The 16631-nt window shown below is 61.7% G+C and carries 14 protein-coding genes; 2 read left to right on the top strand and 12 right to left on the bottom strand.

What is annotated here, in order from left to right:
* Positions 1–118 precede the first annotated feature (118 nt).
* Positions 119–1558 (top strand): DEAD/DEAH box helicase, encoded by a 1440-nt coding sequence (locus BPHYT_RS35415; protein WP_012428937.1) that lies wholly within the window; start codon positions 119–121, stop codon positions 1556–1558.
* Between the two features lie 629 nt (positions 1559–2187).
* Positions 2188–3306, top strand: a complete 1119-nt coding sequence (gene ald / locus BPHYT_RS35420; protein ID WP_012428938.1) for an alanine dehydrogenase — start codon at positions 2188–2190, stop codon at positions 3304–3306.
* Between the two features lie 322 nt (positions 3307–3628).
* On the opposite strand, the gene BPHYT_RS35425 is transcribed toward ald, so the two are convergent.
* The 12 genes from BPHYT_RS35425 to BPHYT_RS35480 form a co-directional block, all read right to left on the bottom strand.
* The gene (locus BPHYT_RS35425; RefSeq protein WP_012428939.1) at positions 3629–4462 is read right to left on the bottom strand and encodes an AraC family transcriptional regulator; all 834 of its coding nucleotides are present in this window, start codon (positions 4460–4462) and stop codon (positions 3629–3631) included.
* A gap of 85 nt (positions 4463–4547) precedes the next feature.
* A complete protein-coding gene (locus tag BPHYT_RS35430) occupies positions 4548–6056 on the bottom strand; it encodes a DHA2 family efflux MFS transporter permease subunit (RefSeq protein ID WP_012428940.1) in 1509 nt (502 codons plus the stop codon).
* A 186-nt stretch (positions 6057–6242) separates the two neighbouring features.
* Positions 6243–6920: a glutathione S-transferase gene (locus BPHYT_RS35435; RefSeq protein ID WP_012428941.1), complete on the bottom strand. Its 678-nt coding sequence runs from the start codon at positions 6918–6920 to the stop codon at positions 6243–6245.
* A gap of 73 nt (positions 6921–6993) precedes the next feature.
* Positions 6994–8217, bottom strand: coding sequence for a dienelactone hydrolase family protein (locus BPHYT_RS35440; RefSeq protein WP_012428942.1), 1224 nt, complete (start codon positions 8215–8217; stop codon positions 6994–6996).
* A gap of 29 nt (positions 8218–8246) precedes the next feature.
* Positions 8247–9887: an AMP-binding protein gene (locus tag BPHYT_RS35445; protein ID WP_012428943.1), complete on the bottom strand. Its 1641-nt coding sequence runs from the start codon at positions 9885–9887 to the stop codon at positions 8247–8249.
* 71 nt (positions 9888–9958) lie between these two features.
* Positions 9959–10354, bottom strand: coding sequence for a RidA family protein (locus BPHYT_RS35450; protein WP_012428944.1), 396 nt, complete (start codon positions 10352–10354; stop codon positions 9959–9961).
* A complete protein-coding gene (locus BPHYT_RS35455) occupies positions 10351–10794 on the bottom strand; it encodes an acyl-CoA thioesterase (protein ID WP_012428945.1) in 444 nt (147 codons plus the stop codon). The genes BPHYT_RS35450 and BPHYT_RS35455 overlap by 4 nt, the downstream gene beginning before the upstream one ends.
* Entirely contained in the window at positions 10791–11999 is a 1209-nt protein-coding gene (locus BPHYT_RS35460; protein ID WP_012428946.1) for an acyl-CoA dehydrogenase family protein, read from the bottom strand. The genes BPHYT_RS35455 and BPHYT_RS35460 overlap by 4 nt, the downstream gene beginning before the upstream one ends.
* A gap of 1 nt (position 12000) precedes the next feature.
* On the bottom strand, positions 12001–12852 hold the full coding sequence (locus tag BPHYT_RS35465; protein WP_012428947.1) for an enoyl-CoA hydratase family protein: 852 nt from the start codon (positions 12850–12852) through the stop codon (positions 12001–12003).
* A gap of 27 nt (positions 12853–12879) precedes the next feature.
* A complete protein-coding gene (locus BPHYT_RS35470) occupies positions 12880–13443 on the bottom strand; it encodes a MarR family winged helix-turn-helix transcriptional regulator (RefSeq protein WP_012428948.1) in 564 nt (187 codons plus the stop codon).
* Positions 13440–14213 carry an SDR family NAD(P)-dependent oxidoreductase gene (locus BPHYT_RS35475; protein WP_012428949.1) on the bottom strand — a complete coding sequence of 258 codons (774 nt, stop codon included), beginning with the start codon at positions 14211–14213 and terminating at the stop codon, positions 13440–13442. The genes BPHYT_RS35470 and BPHYT_RS35475 overlap by 4 nt, the downstream gene beginning before the upstream one ends.
* Positions 14210–16582, bottom strand: coding sequence for a bifunctional salicylyl-CoA 5-hydroxylase/oxidoreductase (locus BPHYT_RS35480; RefSeq protein ID WP_012428950.1), 2373 nt, complete (start codon positions 16580–16582; stop codon positions 14210–14212). Before BPHYT_RS35480 ends, BPHYT_RS35475 begins: the two co-directional genes overlap by 4 nt.
* Between the last annotated feature and the right edge of the window lie 49 nt (positions 16583–16631).

Genomic DNA, 16631 nt, shown 5'->3' on the forward strand with positions numbered 1-16631 from the left:
CGCAGAATCGAAGTCTCGGTAGCGGCCTAGTGCGCGTTTCTCATCTGCCGAGAACACGTCCGCGCCGCGCAATCAGAGCGCAACCGCTAGAATTGCGGCTTTAGCCCGGAATACGCCAATGTCTTTTGCCTCGCTTGGCCTGATCGATCCCTTGCTGCGTAACTTGCAGGACCTCAATTACCAGACACCTACGCCGGTGCAGGTCAAGGCGATTCCTGCTGTGCTCAGCGGCAACGACGTCATGGCTGCGGCACAGACCGGCACGGGCAAAACGGCGGGTTTTGCGCTGCCGCTGTTGCAGCGGCTAGTGCAGCACGGCCCGGAGGTGTCCAGCAACCGCGCGCGTGTTCTGGTGCTGGTGCCCACGCGTGAACTGGCCGAACAGGTGCTGCAAAGCTTTGTCGCTTACGGCAAAGGTCTCGACTTACGATTTCTGGCCGCCTATGGCGGTGTGAGCATCAACCCGCAGATGATGAAGTTGCGCAAAGGCGTGGATGTGCTCGTTGCCACGCCGGGCCGTTTGCTGGATCTCAATCGCCAGAACGCAGTGCAGTTCGATCAGGTACAAACGCTGGTGCTGGATGAAGCTGACCGCATGCTGGATCTGGGCTTTGAGCGTGAACTCAACGCCGTGTTTGCCGCATTGCCCGCTCAGCGCCAGACCCTGCTGTTCTCAGCCACGTTTACCGATGATATCCGCACCATGGCGGCGGGCATTTTGCGCGGCCCGGTCAATATCAGCGTCAGCCCGCCCAATGCCACGGCCAGCAGGATCAAACAGTGGGTGGTGCCGGTGGATAAAAAGAACAAGCCCGACCTTTTTATGCACCTTGTGGCCGAGAACAATTGGGAGCACGCGCTGGTGTTTGTCAAAACCCGCAACGGCGTGGATTACCTGGCGGCCATACTGGATAAAGCGGGCTATTCGGTCGACACGATCCACGGCGACAAACCGCAACCCGCGCGCTTGCGTGCGCTGGAGCGCTTCAAGACGGGCGAAGTCAGTATGCTGGTAGCCACCGATGTGGCTGCGCGCGGCCTTGATATCGACAACCTGCCGCTGGTGATCAATGTTGATTTGCCGATCGTGGCGCAAGACTATGTGCATCGTATTGGCCGCACCGGCCGAGCGGGCGCTAGCGGCGTAGCGGTGTCGCTTGTGTGTGCCGATGAAGCGCCGCAACTGGCCGCGATTGAAGCGTTGATCCGGCAAACTCTGCGTCGTGAGGAAGAGCCGGGCTTCGAAGCCGAACACCGCGTGCCGCAAACTAGCGCGACGGGGCAGATCATCAAGAAGCCTAAGAAGCCTAAGAAGCCCAAAGTGCCGCAAGCTGCGCCGGGCGCCGTGCAGGCGCTCAGCAAGAAACCGCGCCCGCAAATTGACGAAAGCAAGCGCAAGCCTGCGGCGCAAGGCGCTGTGGCCGCGAGTAAAGGCACAAGCTTGTCCAGCAATAGCCCATTCGCCATGCAAAAGCCGCGCAGCAAACCCGCCAGCAAGCCCGCCGCGGGCTCACGTATGCCGGCTGGCAAACCCGCTGGCGGCCGCGGCAAACGCTAACCCCGATCAGGTGCGATGAGTGATGCCGGCAAGATATGACGGCAGACTGAAAAGCGCTATACGTTGTTCTGATCACAATCGCCGGGGGACGAACGCTCACCTGCGCTCCGCTCTCGGGCGTCATTGCCAGCGACAAGAACTGAGAGGCGCCGGGCGCGGAGCAGATTGGATCAGTCAGGCAGGAGTGAACCTATCGTCACACCCGTTGTGCAAAGCAGCAGGTATAGCGAATCGGACGCTGATCGATTCACTCCACCACGTCAGAAACACGCGGGATGTGCGCCGTGATTCGAGTAATTCGTTACGCGATGCGCCGGCGGAAGTCCCAATCATGGGCGTTGTGCGGGACAAGGGAAGGCCGACCGCCATGGAGCCAACTCGCCAATCGTATCAACCGCATCTTCTTCGATCCAGCGCTCGCAGTCACGCCGCCCATTGCTGCACCGCTTCTTGACGACGACATCATTAGACGCGCCGTCCTTCAAAGCGATATTCTGACTCCACGCCGCCACGTTATCTAACCCACGTGGAGGCGAACGCTGCCGTCGATGCAACACTAGGCGCAATCGACGCGATCACAAACGCACTTGCCACAAGCAAGCGCCTGATCCACCTCGAGGAGACATAAAATGAAAATCGCCGTACCAAAGGAAGTCAAAACGCAGGAGTACCGGGTTGGTCTGACGCCGGTGTCGGTCGCCGAACTGGTTCGACATGGCCATAGCGTCGCCGTCGAGAAAAGCGCGGGCGAAGGATCAGGCATCGCTGACAGCGACTACGTCAAAGCGGGTGCAAGCATTCAGGATTCGGTCGAGCGTCTGTGGAAGGAGGCGGAGTTGATCGTCAAGGTCAAGGAACCGCAGGCGATAGAGCGCGCACGTTTGTCCCGCGGTCAGATACTGTTCACCTACCTGCACCTCGCGGCCGACGCCGATCAGACCGCCGATCTGATCAGGAGCGGCGCGACCTGCATCGCATACGAAACAGTGACCTCGCGTTCAGGCGGTTTGCCTTTGCTGACGCCCATGTCGGAGGTGGCGGGCCGGTTAGCGCCACAGGCGGGCGCGCGTTGCCTCGAAAAATCGATGGGCGGCCGCGGTGTACTGCTCGGCGGTGTGCCCGGTGTGCCGCCGGGAGAAGTGCTGATTCTGGGCGGCGGCGTGTCCGGCACGCACGCGGCGACGATTGCGCTCGGCATGGGCGCGAGGGTGACCGTGGTCGACCGGTCCGCCGATGTTCTGAAGCGTCTGACAGTGCAGTTCGGCAGCGCGATCCAGACAGTCTTTTCGGTGCAGGCGCAAGTCGAGGAACTGCTTGAACGGGCCGATCTTGTGATCGGATGCGTGCTGCTGCCCGGCGCGGCGGCGCCGAAGTTGATCAAGCGGGAGATGTTGGCGCGCATGAAGCCGGGTTCGGTGATTGTCGATGTCGCGATCGATCAGGGCGGCTGCTGCGAGACCTCGCGTCCGACAACGCACGACGCGCCTACGTACGTCGTGGATGGCGTGGTGCACTATTGCGTGGCGAATATGCCGGGCGCGGTCGCGAGAACGTCGACATTCGCCTTGAACAACGCCACGCTGCCGTTCGTGGTCGACATCGCGAACAAAGGCTGGAAGCAGTCATTGCTCGACGATGTGTACCTGCGCCCCGGCTTGAATGTGCATGAAGGGCGGCTCACCTGCAAACCGGTCGGCGATGCGTTGGGGATAGATAGCTGGGAGGTCAGTGAGGTGCTCGCAGCCTGAGTAGCGCGTGCCTGGTAATCCGAGGGCAATCTTTTTCCGGGGCGGTCGCAACAGCGTGCGGCCTCTCCGGATTTTCAAGCAGTCATGCAATCAGGCACTCGCGAGATTCAATTCAGGCCAGCGCACGCAAGAGGATAAGTTTCCTATCGCAGGGTTGCCTCAAAAAACCGCACGATGTCGGAGTTGAATTGCTCATGAAACGCCTCGCGGTCGAACCCGAACAGGCTGTTGCAAATTTCCGGCCGTAGCCGGGAAAGACGCGATAGCGGGCTTGCCGTCGACTTGCCCACCACATGCATCGCCGGACGAGCGCGCGGGCTCCTCAGCCCTTCAATGGCAACCAGATCTCAAGTCCACCCATCCCGCTGACGGGATCGAACTTCTCGTCATACCGCTCAAAATTCGGCGCGTCGGCAGGAATATGTCCCGATGTCGGCAGCCACTGATTCCAGATCGTATTCCAGGTGCGCCGGATAGTTGAAACATGCTCGCGATGACTAAACACCGCATACCGTTGCGGCGAAATACGCAAACGGCTCAGCTCAGCAGGCAACGCCGAGAAGTCGCTGACTTCGACGCCGCAGAGATAATCGATGTTGCCGCTGTCGTCCGCGTTATAGCAAACGCCATACGCCACATTGCCGACCTGCCCCGGCACTTTGCCGAAGTAGTCGCCAAAGCGCTGCCACTGCGACGGAATCGCGGCGCAGGTTTCGCTGGTGTAGCGCTCGCTCAGGCCCGCGACGAGAAGCGCTTTGCCGTCTTCAAAGCGCGGCGGTTCGAGATGGGTAAGCAGGGTTTCGTCCATTTTGATCGGCTCCACGAGGGCGAGAGTGTCGAGATGGCCACGCGCGCGCAGCGCGTCGGGCGTGAACCCGAATTGCTCGCGAAACGCGCGCGTAAATGCCTCGTGAGAACCGTAGCCGGCTTCGATGGCGACCGCGAGGATATCCGGTGCGCCGCTCGCCAGCCGCCGCGCCGCTTCACTTAAGCGACGCCCGCGCACATAACGCATTACCGAAAATCCGGTGGCCGCTTCGAAGGCGCGCGCCAGGTGAAAACGCGACACGCATCCGCAGCCGGCGATGTCGTCGAGCGTCAGTTCGTGGGCAAAGTGGCTTTCGATAAACCACAGCGCTTTTCCGACCGGGTTCATTTGGGCTCTCATGTCAGCATGGAACCAGCATAGCGAGCGCCGATGCGGGGTGTTTGATCGGGATTGCGGTTTTGTGGAAACGCGTTTAGTAGTTTTCGGTCGCGGCTTTGTTGCCTGTGGCGGCGGAATGTTCATCCGCTGCCGCCGTGTTGTGACCGTGAGCGTCTTCATGCGCACCCGCACTGCCCGCATGCCCCGTCCGCAACAACAAGCCACCTAGAATCCCCGCCACCGCCGCAAAAATCGCCCCAAACAAAAACGCGACGTGGTACCCGTTATTCAGTGCCGCCACAGCATCTCCAGACGACGCCTGCACGGCCTCACTGCGCGCGGCGGCAAGACTCGCCAACACCGCAAGCCCAAGCGCACCACCCATCATGAACGACGTATTGACGATACCCGACGCGAGCCCCGAATCGGCCGGATCGACATCGCTCATGGCGGCGAGCAGCATCGGATTAAATGCAATACCCGCGCCGAAGCCGAGCAGAATCATCCCCGGCATGACATCGAGCACAAAACTGCCGCCAACCGGCGCGCGAGCGAACAACGCGAGACCGCAAGCCGCGACCAGCAGCCCCACGGCCAGCGGAACGCGCAGCCCGAAGCGCATGACCACCCGCGCCGACAGCCCGAGTGAGAAGAACCCCATGATCAGATTAGCGGGCAGGAACGCAAGTCCGACCTGCAGCGGCCGATAGCCAAGCACACGCTGCAAATACAGCGCGGAGATAAAGAACCAGGCAAACATCGCCGCGGCCCACAGCACGCCGACCACATTCGCTGTCGCCACATTGCGCAAGCGGAACAGACCCAACGGCATCAACGGATGCTGCACGCGCGACTCGATCACCAGGAACACGGCCAGCAGCGCCAGCGCCGCAAACAGCAAACCGAGCGTCTGCGCCGAAGTCCATCCGGCCTCATTGCCATTCACCACCGCATACACAGCGAGCATGAGCGAAACAGTGACGGACACCGCGCCGGCCACATCGAGCCGCTCGCCGTGCGCATGACCGCGCGCGGACGGCAAGAGCGCGACACAGAGCGCGTACACGGCAATGCCAATGGGCAGATTGACGAGAAAGATCCAATGCCAGCTCAGCAGATTAGTGAGCAGCCCGCCGAGCAACACGCCGATACTGCCGCCGCCCGCGCAGACAAACCCATACACGCCCATGGCTTTCGCGCGCTCCCCGGGTTCGGTGAACAGATTCATGATGAGCGACAGCGAAACCGCCGAGACAATGGCGCCCGCCACACCTTGAACCGCACGCGCACACACCAGCAGCCCTTGTGAGTTCGAAATCCCACAAGCAAGCGACGCCAGCGTAAACAATGTAATGCCGATAAGAAACAGCTTGCGATGCCCATACAGATCGCCGAGCCGCCCACCCAGCAGCAGGCAACCGCCAAACGTCAGCATGTACGCATTCACCACCCACACGAGCGACGTTTCGGTGAACCCGAGATCCGCAGCGATGGACGGCAGCGCGACGTTCACGATCGTCGTATCGAGCACGATCATGAGCACGCCGAGGCACAGCACGATCAGTGCGAGCCAGCGCTTGTTACCGTGGATGGAATGGGTCATGCGGGCGACTCCTTAGGCATGGTCGATGGGATGCCGAACATGCCGCGGCTGAAACAGATACCGCGCCAAAAAATGCTGGCGCGGTCCAGACCAACCGTATGGCAACTCGTTGACGACAATGGGATTTGTCAGTCTAGCACCCGCGAATTTCGACCCACAACTACGAGTTCCAGGTCGGCTCGAACCTCAATCGCCGCCGAGCAATTCGTACTTGCCGCCACGCTCTAGCGCGCGTTGATACGCCGGCCTCGCATGAATGCGCTTCAGGAACTCGACCACCGCCGGAATCTGGCCTTCCATGCCGCCGCGCGCCGTGCCGGCTTCGAGCGGGAAACTCATCTGCACGTCCGCCGCCGTGAAGTCGTTGCCGACGAACCAGCCGGTCTTGCTCAACTCCTGATTGATATAACCGAGGTGCAGTTTCAATTGCGGATCGATGAAACTCGATTGCAGCGTGCCGGCAATCTTGCGCGCAATCGGCTTGGCGAAGAACGGCATCGGCGCGCTGGCAATCCGCAGCGCCACGAGCTTGAGCAACAGCGGCGGCATCGCCGAACCTTCAGCGTAGTGCAACCAGTACGTGTAGCGCAGCCGCTCCGGTGTGTCAGGTGCCGGCGCAAAACGTCCCTGCCCGTATTTGCCGATCAGATACTCGACGATCGCGCCCGACTCGGCGATCGTCTGGCCGTCGTCGGCAATCACGGGCGACTTGCCGAGCGGATGCACCGCGCGCAACTCGGGCGGCGCGAGCATGGTCTTCGGATCGCGCTGGTAACGCTTGATCTCGTAAGGAACGCCGAGTTCTTCGAGCAGCCACAGTACACGCTGCGAGCGGGAGTTGTTCAGATGATGGACGATCAGCATGGGTCGAGTAACGGTGGCCAGTGGAGTGTCACATCATAAGGACGTTGCGCAGAGGCGGGCCTCTAGTCGCACCTCACACGCGTGATTTGCTGCCCATTAACTGATTCGACGGCAGCGTTTCGTCGAGCAGCTTGCGCGCGCTTTCGATGCCGGCCACCGGCAGTCCCTCGGGGTTCAGCAAGCCCACCTGCACCAGTACGGAAGCCTGATCCCAATAGATATGCTCGTTATAGAGCTTGTCGCCTCGGAAACAAACGACCGCAAGCATGGGCACCTCGAAATACTTACCGGTCGGCGCAACGCCGGGCAGCAACCAGTCGATCTCGCAGCTATGCGTACAGCTAAAAATGAATTCGTCGACGATGCGATCCGCGCCGATGGTGCGCGAAATCGGAATCAGCTTCGTATCGACGGGATTCGAGTTGACGAAGTGATGCGTGTAGAAACGCTTCAGATTGTCATGACCGACTCCACCAGTCATGGTCGGTACGTGATTGACGTAGGGTTGCGCGACCATGGTCGGCATGACGGCATCCACGTCGCGCGTGGCGAACTCGTAATAGCAATGCGCTTCCCACAGCGCGTTGAGATCGTAGACCGGGCCAAGCACCTTGCCCAGCAGCGCGAGCGTGCGTGAATACGCCATCATCGCGGCGGGTTTGTCGTATTGCGGGCGCGACGGCGCGGCGAACGCGTGATCGCAACCCGGGTACACGTATTGCTCGATTTGCGGCCGCGTGCGCAATGCGGCGCTGATCCGTTCGCGGGTTTCCGCCGGACAGTGCGAGTCGTTTTCGGGGAAGTGAAACACCATCGGGCAACGAATTGCCGGTACTTCATCCAGATAGGCCTCGAGGCCGACGCCGTAGTAGCTGACCGCGCAGTCGACATCGGTTCGCGCGGCGCTCAGGAACGCGAGCTTGCCGCCGAGGCAGTAGCCCACGGTGCCGATCTTGCCGGCCTGTTCAGGCATGGCGCGCAATGCGGCGAGCGTGGCCGCGATATCGTCGATGGCCAGATCCGTATCGAACTGGCCGAGATAGTCGAGCGCCTGTTTCATGTCGGCTTCGCCATAACCGAGCACGATGCCCGGCTTGATCCGCCAGAACAGATCGGGCACCAGCACCACATACCCTTCTTCGGCAAAGCGATCGGCCAACGCCTTCATGGTGTCGTTGATGCCGAAAATTTCCTGCAGGAGCACGAGTCCCGGGCCCGACCCTTGCGCGGGGCGCGCGACGTAGGCATTGAAACGGCCGCCATCCTGGGCGACGACTTCGATGAAAGAGGCAGCCATGCGGTGTGTCTCCATGCAGATAATTTGAGCTATGCCATGGTACGCAACTCGAAACGTTTGAGCTTGCCGGTTTCGGTGCGCGGCAATGAATCGACAAAAACGATGTCGCGGGGATATTTATACGGCGCCACGCTATTTTTCACGAATTCCTGCAGTTGCGCGACAAGTTTGTCGTCGCGCTCGTATCCGGGATTCACCACGACGAATGCCTTGACGATTTGCCCGCGGGTTTCGTCCGGCACGCCGATCACGCCGCATTCGGACACCGCGTCGTGTTGCAACAGAACGCTCTCCACTTCGGGCCCGGAGATGTTGTAGCCGGCGGAGACGATCATGTCGTCGGCGCGGGCCTGGTAGAACACGTAGCCGTCTTCGTCGAGATAGACGGAATCGCCTGGCAAGTTCCAGCCGTCGCGCACGAACTTCATTTGCCGCTCGTCGGCGAGATAGCGGCAGCCGGTTGGGCCGCGCACCGCCAGTTTGCCGATCGTGCCCGGCGCGACCGGTTGCATGTCGTCATCCACGGCCTGCACGGCGTAACCCGGCACCGCGCGGCCGATGGCGTTCGGGCGAATTTCGTCGCCCTGCGCCGAAATGAAAATGTGGATCAACTCGGTGCCGCCAATACCGTCGATCATGTCGATGCCGGTCGCGTCGCGCCACAAACGCCGCGTCGAATCCGGCAACGCCTCGCCCGCCGACACGGTTTTCTTCAACGAAGAGACGTCGTGGTGTGCAACCAGCGGCGCCATTTGCCGATAGAAGGTCGGCGCGGTGAACATGACGGTCGCATGAAAACGTTCGACGGTCTGCAGCAAAGTCTCGGGCGTGAGCTTCTCGATCAGCACCGTGGACGCGCCCACTCGCAATGGAAAACACAGCAAGCCGCCAAGCCCGAAAGTAAAGGCGAGCGGCGGCGTACCGCAAAAGATATCGCTCGACGTAGGTTTGAGTACGTGACGCGGAAACAGATCGCACATGGCCACGACATCGCGATGAAAGTGCATGCAGCCTTTCGGCGCGCCGGTCGTGCCGCTGGTGAAGGCGATCAGGCAGACGTCGTCGGCGGCGGTGTCGCACGCGGTGAAGTGGTCGGGCTTGTTGACCGCGAGCGTGTCGAGTGAATCAGGGGAGTCGTCGTGGAAGAGGCGGGTTTGCATCAAGCCCGCGCAGTAAAACTCGTCTTCTGGATCGCTGCAGCGCGCGAGTTCGGCGGTCAGGCGCGCGTCGCACAACGCCGCGCCAACTTGCGCTTTATCGATGATCTGCTTCAGTTCCTTGGCTCGCAGAAGCGGCATGGTCGGCACTACGACGAGCCCAACCTTCAGCGCAGCGAGTGCGGTCACGGCCATATGCAGCGTGTTCGGGCCGCGCAGTAAAACGCGGTTGCCGGGCTGCAGTCCCATTTCGTCGACCAGCACGTGCGCGCTGCGATTCACAAGTGCCAGCAGCTCACCGTAAGTGGTGGCGCGCGGTGCCCCGTCGACATCGGACCAGATCGCGGGATCATCACGGTGGCCCGCATCGATGGTTCTGTCGAGCAACTCCGACGCGCAGTTCAAGCGCGCCGGGTATGCGACGTCCGGGTTGTCGAGCAGAAAGACGGGCCATTGATCCTGCGGCGGAAGATTGTCGCGCGCGAAGGTATCGACGTGTGCTGACGGTTCCATCATGGTCTCCCGGGCGTTGAGCCGGCTAGATGCGCTTCGGTTGGCTTGGTGGCTTTTTTGAATGTGCTGCGCTACTGCGGAATCACAGCGGTCCCTTCAATTTCAACTTTCGCTTCGTCTTCGATCAGCGCGACTACCTGCACCGCGCTCATTGCAATGTCGTAGTCGCCGATCAATTCGCGAAACGCGCGGCCAATGTCTTTCAGCGACGCGAGATACTCGCGTTTGTCGGTGACGTACCACGTCAATCGCACCAGATGCTCAGGCTTGCCGCCCGCTTCATGCAAAACGGCAAGCACGTTCTTGAGCGCCTGGATGGCTTGCGCAGCGAAGTCGGCGGTCTGGAAACGTGCCTGTTCGTCCCAGCCGATCTGACCTGCAATGAACACCTGCGTGCCGGTTGCCGCGACGCCGTTGGCGTAACCACGCGGCTTGACCCAGCCGGCGGGGAGAAGAGCTTTTTTCATGAGCGATGCGCCTCAGTGGAGTCCGGCTGTGGGGCAAACTTCGCGAGCGCGCTCGCGATGTCAGCGGGAATGTCGATGGATGTGCCGCGTTCGAGCGACGTCGTGACGAGCACCTGTTTCGCGCGAAACCGGGTTTCGCCGCTGCAATGGCCGACGATATCGATGCTGATCGAGCGGCGGCCGATTGCCGCCACGTTAAGTGTCAGCGTGATCGTTTCGCCCATCTGGCTCGGCCGCGAAAACTCGCAATCGAGTTTGACGATCGGCAAGCCGACACGGCGTTGCGAGATCATGTGCGCATAGTCGATACTCAGACCTTCGTTGAACCAGTCTTCGACCAGCGCGTTGGTCATCACCAGATATTGCGGAAAGAACACAATGCCCGCCGGATCGCAGTGCGAGAAGCGGATACGTACGGGCCGTTCGAAAGACGCGCTCATTGGGCGTTGTCTCCGGCAGTCGCGGCAGCGTGCGCTTTCAACAGATCGCGTCCGATAATCAGTTGCTGCACTTCGGTCGCGCCTTCGTAAATGCGCAGCGCGCGAATCTCGCGATACAGCATCTCGACGGCCGTGCCGCTTTGCACGCCCATGCCGCCAAAGAGTTGCACGGCGGCGTCGATCACCTGTTGCGCGCCTTCGCTCGCGTGCCACTTCGCCATCGCGGCTTCGCGCGTGACGTTTTCGCCTTGATCGCGCAGCCACGCGGCGCGATAGACCAGCAACGCGCTGCTGTCGATGGTCAACGCCATTTGCGCGAGTTTGGCTTGCGTCAGTTGAAAATCGCCGAGCGTCTGCCCGAACATCTTGCGCGATGCTGCGCGCGAGATACCTTCGGCCATCGCATGACGCGCGAAGCCGAGCGATGCCGCCGCCACGGATGTGCGGAAAATATCCAGCGTGCGCATGGCGAGCTTGAAACCTTCGCCGGGCGCGCCGAGCATCTGGCTGCGCGGCACGCGCGCGCCGGCAAAGTGCAAACGCGCGAGCGGATGCGGTGCGATCACGTCGATGCGTTCAGCGATCTCCAGTCCCGGCGTATCCGCATCGACAATGAATGCGCTGATGCCGCGTGCGCCCGGCGCTTCGCCGGTTCTGGCGAACACCACGTAGAAATCGGCGATGCCGCCGTTGGAGATCCACGTCTTGTCGCCGTCGAGCACATAGGTGTCGCCGTCCTCGCGGGCGGAGAGCGCCATGGCGGCGACGTCGGAACCGGCTTCGGGTTCGGACAGCGCAAACGCTGCGAGCGCCGTGCCGTTAGCGACGCGCGGCAGATAGCGGGTCTTTTGTTCGTGCGTGCCGCCGAGCGAAATGGCGCCTGAACCGAGTCCCTGCATCGCCAGAGCGAAGTCCGCGAGTCCCGAGTGTTTGGCCAGCGTTTCGCGCAGAACGCAAACGGCGCGCGTGTCGATCGTGTCGCCGTGGCCGCCGTACGCGACGCCGCCCACGCCATATTTCAGCCAGCCCGCCGCGCCGAGTTCACGCACAAGATGACGACAAGTTGCGTCGACGTCCTTGTGGTCTTCGTGCTTCAGCTTCTCGCGGCACCATGCTTCGATACCTGCAGCCAGTTCGCGATGACGCGGCTCGAAGAACGGCCACGCGAGCGCGCTATGCAGATCCTGTTCGGTGTTGGCGCTCAACTCAATCTCCTTCGAACACGGGACGCGACTTCGCGGCAAACGCGCTGTAGGCACGCTCGAAATCGCGTGTGCTCATGCAGATGGCCTGGGCTTGCGCTTCCGACTCGATCGCTTCGTCGATACTCATGCTCCATTCCTGATGCAGCATCTTCTTGGTGATGCCGTGCGCGAAAGTCGGGCCGGCGACGAGATCCGCGGCGAGCTTGTGCGCTTCTTCAAGCAGCGCGGCAGGTTCGCATAGCCGGTTGTAGAAGCCCCATGCGTGGCCTTCTTCGCCGCTTGCCGAGCGCCCGGTGAAGAGCAGTTCGGCGGCGCGCCCCTGGCCGATGATGCGCGGCAGAATCGTGCAAGCGCCCATATCGCAACCGGCGAGACCGACGCGCGAGAACAGGAAAGCGAGCTTACTGCGCGCGGTGCCGAGCCGCATGTCGGACGACATGGCGAGAATCGCGCCGGCGCCCGCGCAGACGCCGTCGACAGCGGCAATCACCGGCTGCGGGCAATGGCGCATGGCTTTCACCAGATCGCCGGTCATGCGCGTGAAGAGCAGCAGTTCCGGCATCGGCAGATCGATCAGCGGCGCGATGATGTCGTGCACGTCGCCGCCGGAGCAGAAGTTGTCGCCCGCGCCGTGTATCACGACTGCTTTGACGTCGGTTGCATAGGTCAACTGCCGGAACAGATCGCGCAACTCCGCGTACGACTCGAAGGTCAGCGGGTTCTTGCGCTCGGGCCGGTTCAGCGTGATCGTCGCGACCTTGTCGGCGACCGACCAGCCGAAGTGCCGCGCTTCGTAGCCGGCTAGCGTGAGGCGATTGCCGGCCAGCAGGCCGTCAGCGTTGGATCGTGTCATGAGTCTCTCTCCGCGGTTCGATGCCGATCAGTCTTTCAGACTGTCGAGCAGATGTTGCTTGAGTTTGCCGAGGCGCTGATGGGTGCGCGATTTTTCATCGAGGCTCAAGCCGCCGAACAGTTCGACCACCCATTGCTCGTGCGCGATCGCCATCTTGTCGAATGCTTTGCGTCCCGCCGGCGTCAGGCACACGCTGATCGAGCGCCGGTCGTTCGGATCGTTATCGCGCGACACCAGGCCTTCTTTTTCGAGCTGATCCGTAATGCCGGTGATGTTGCCACCCGTCACCATCAAACGGCGCGACAGTTCGGTCATCTTCAGGCCTTCAGGATGACGCTCCAACTGCGCCATCAGATCGAAACGCGGCAACGTGGTGTCGAATTCGTTGCGCAGACGTTTGCGCAGTTCGGCTTGCACGAGGTTGGTCGTCGTCAGCATGCGTAGCCATAGGCGCAGGCCCATGTGGCTGTCCGCGCCCGTGCTCATTTCGAGGTCCACGACGTTCTCCGCGGGTTTGGGGACGCCCTTGCGCGGCGGTTTCGTTTCAGCCGCCGCCGCCGCGGGCTTCTTGATGTTCGATGACTTGGTCACATCACTTCTCCACCAGAGATGGAAATGGATTGCCCCGTGACGGCGTCCGAGCCGGGTTGGCAGAGCCAGAGCACTGCGTTGGCGACCTGTTCCGGACTCACGAAGCGATGTTGCGGATTCGAGCGAAGCAAGGTTTCGCGCGCCTGCTGTTCGGTGCGCGAGGTCTTGCTGGTGATCTGTTCAAGCGATGCGTGCAGCAGTTCGGTTTCGGTGTATCCGGGACACACGGCGTTGACGGTGACACCTTTCGTTGCGACTTCCAGCGCGAGCGATCGCGTGAGACCGATCACGCCATGTTTCGCGGCGCAATAGGCGGCGACGTACGCGTAGCCGATTTGCCCCGCCGTGCTGGCCACATTGACGATGCGTCCATGGCCGCGTTCGAGCATGCCGGGCAACGCCGCGCGCGTGCCGAGAAAGACGCCGGTGAGGTTCACGTCCAGCATGCGCTGCCAGAGCGCCATGTCGGTATGCGTGAACGGCGCGGCTTGCGCCTGGCCCGCATTGTTGACGAGGATGTCGATTGCGCCGGCCTCGGCGAATGCACTCGCGACGGAGTCTTCCTGCGTGACGTCGACGCTGATGCAAGCCACGTCGCCCAGTGCCCGGCATTTCGCGCGTTGCACGTCGAGCCGTTCCGCGTTGCGGCCCATTAACGTGACGCGCGCGCCGGCGCGTAGCAGAGCTTCCGCGACGGCGGCGCCGATGCCGCTGCCCCCGCCGGTGACGACCGCGTGCTGTCCCGCGAGTGTCGAACTAAATGTGTTCACACGGTTCCTTCGGCGCGTTGCGCGCGTTCTTGCGGCGACAGCCCCGCGTTCGCGGCGGCTTGAGCGCGCTCGCGTTCGAGGTTGCGTTCGAGTTGAGACTTAGCCGCGGTGTAGGGCTTCGGCCACATCACGTCGAAGTAGCCAATCTTGGCCGCTTCGTTCAACGTCCACGAAGGATTCGCCAGATGCGGGCGCGCAATCGCGCACAGATCCGCGCGGCCAGCAGCGATGATGCTATTCACGTGATCCGCCTCGGAGATCGCGCCGACCGCGATCGTGGCGATGCCTGCTTCGTTGCGCACACGGTCGGCGAAGGGCGTCTGGAACATGCGGCCGAATACCGGTTTTTCTTCCTTGCTGACCTGGCCCGACGACACGTCGATCATGTCGGCGCCGGCTGCTTTGAATGCTTGGGCGATCTTGACTGCGTCATCGGGTGTCGTGCCGCCTTCGACCCAATCGTTCGCGGAGATGCGTACGGAAATCGGCTTTTCTTGCGGCCAGACCGCGCGAATCGCCTTGAAAACCTGCAACGGATAGCGCAGACGATTTTCCAGCGAGCCGCCGTATTCATCAGTGCGATGATTGGTGAGCGGCGACAGAAAGCTCGACAGGAAATAGCCGTGCGCGCAATGCAATTCAAGCCAGTCGAAACCTGCTTCAGCCGACATTTGCGTGGCGCGGACGAACTGCGCTTCGATTTCGCGTAACTCGTCTTGTGTGGCTTCGCGCGAATGCTGGCTGATGCCACGCAGATATTGTTGCGGCGATGCTGAGAGGAGCGGCCAGTTGCCTTCCGCGAGCGGCTGATCGATGCCTTCCCACGAGACACGTGTCGAACCTTTTGCGCCGGAATGGCCGAGCTGAATGCCGATCTTCGCATCCGACTGACGATGCACCAGGTCGACGATGCGCTTCCATGCAGTGAGATGCTCGGGCGCATACATGCCGGGACACGCGGGCGTGATGCGCGCTTCGGGCGAGACACAGGTCATTTCGGTCATGACCAGCCCTGCGCCGCCCATGGCGCGCGCGCCGAGATGCATCAAGTGATAGTCGCCCGCAATGCCGTCGACGGCGGAGTATTGCGCCATCGGCGACACGACTACGCGGTTTTTTAGCGTGACGCCTCGCAGCGTGAAGGGCGTGAACATGGGCGGCACGGAGTGTTTCTCGGGCGCGCGATTCACGCCGGAGCGCTGGGCGAGCCAGTCTTCGAAACCGGACAGATACTGCGCGTCGCGTTCACGCAGATTTTCGTGCGAGATGCGCTGCGAGCGCGTGAGCAGCGAATACGCGAACTGTTCCGGCTCGAACGACGTATAGCGGTCGACATGCTCGAACCATTCCGTCGAATTACGCGCCGCGTTCTGAATGCGCAATACGTCGATGCTGCGCACGTCGGTGTAATGCTTGAGCGCGGCCGCAAGGTCACCCGGATGCGCGCCCATGCTGTTGGCAAGTTCGATCGAATCTTCAAGAGCGAGCTTGGTGCCCGAGCCGATCGAGAAGTGAGCGGTATGCGCGGCGTCGCCCATGAGGACGATCGGCGTCTGCGTACCGTCCGCGTTTTTGCGCCAGTGCACCCATTCGTCGTTGACGACACGCGGAAAACGAATCCATTGCGACGAGCCGCGCAAATGCGCCGCGTTCGACAACAGAGCGTTGCCGTCCAGATACTTCGCGAACAACTTTTCGCAGAAGGCGATGCTGTCTTCCTTGCTCATTTCGTCGAGACCGGCGGCGCGCCACACGCGCTCCGGCGTTTCGACGATAAACGTGGAGGTCTGATCGTCGAAGCGATAAGCGTGCGCCTGGAACCAGCCGAATTCGGTTTCTTCGAAAGCGAACGTGAAGGCGTCGAAGAGTTTTTTAGTGCCGAGCCAGACGAAGCGGCAATCGCGCATGTCGATGGCGGGCCGATAGGTGGCCGCGTACTTTTGACGGACCGCGCTGTTCGCGCCGTCGCAGGCGATGATCAGGTCGGCTTCGTAGACGCTGTCGTCCGTGACCTGGGTTTCGAAAACCAGCTTGACGCCGAGTTCTTCGCAGCGCGCCTGCAGGATGTTCAGCAGACGCTTGCGGCCGATGCCGCAGAAGCCGTGACCCGACGAACGGATTTGCCGGCCGCGGAAATTGATCTCGATGTCGTCCCAGTGGTTGAAGGCGTCGAGGATGGCGTCGGCACTGGGGGCGTCGGCGGCGCGCAGATTGCCGAGCGTCTGGTCGGAGAACACGACGCCCCAGCCGAAGGTGTCGTACGGGCGGTTGCGCTCGACGACTGTGACATCGTAGGCCGGGTTCCGGCTTTTCATCAAGAGCCCGAAATACAGGCCGGCCGGACCGCCACCAATGCAAACGATGCGCATGCTTGTTCCCCATGTGAACACTGCTGATGGGGGTAATTTAGGCTTCGAT

This window comes from Paraburkholderia phytofirmans PsJN, from assembly GCF_000020125.1.
Lineage (GTDB): Bacteria > Pseudomonadota > Gammaproteobacteria > Burkholderiales > Burkholderiaceae > Paraburkholderia > Paraburkholderia phytofirmans.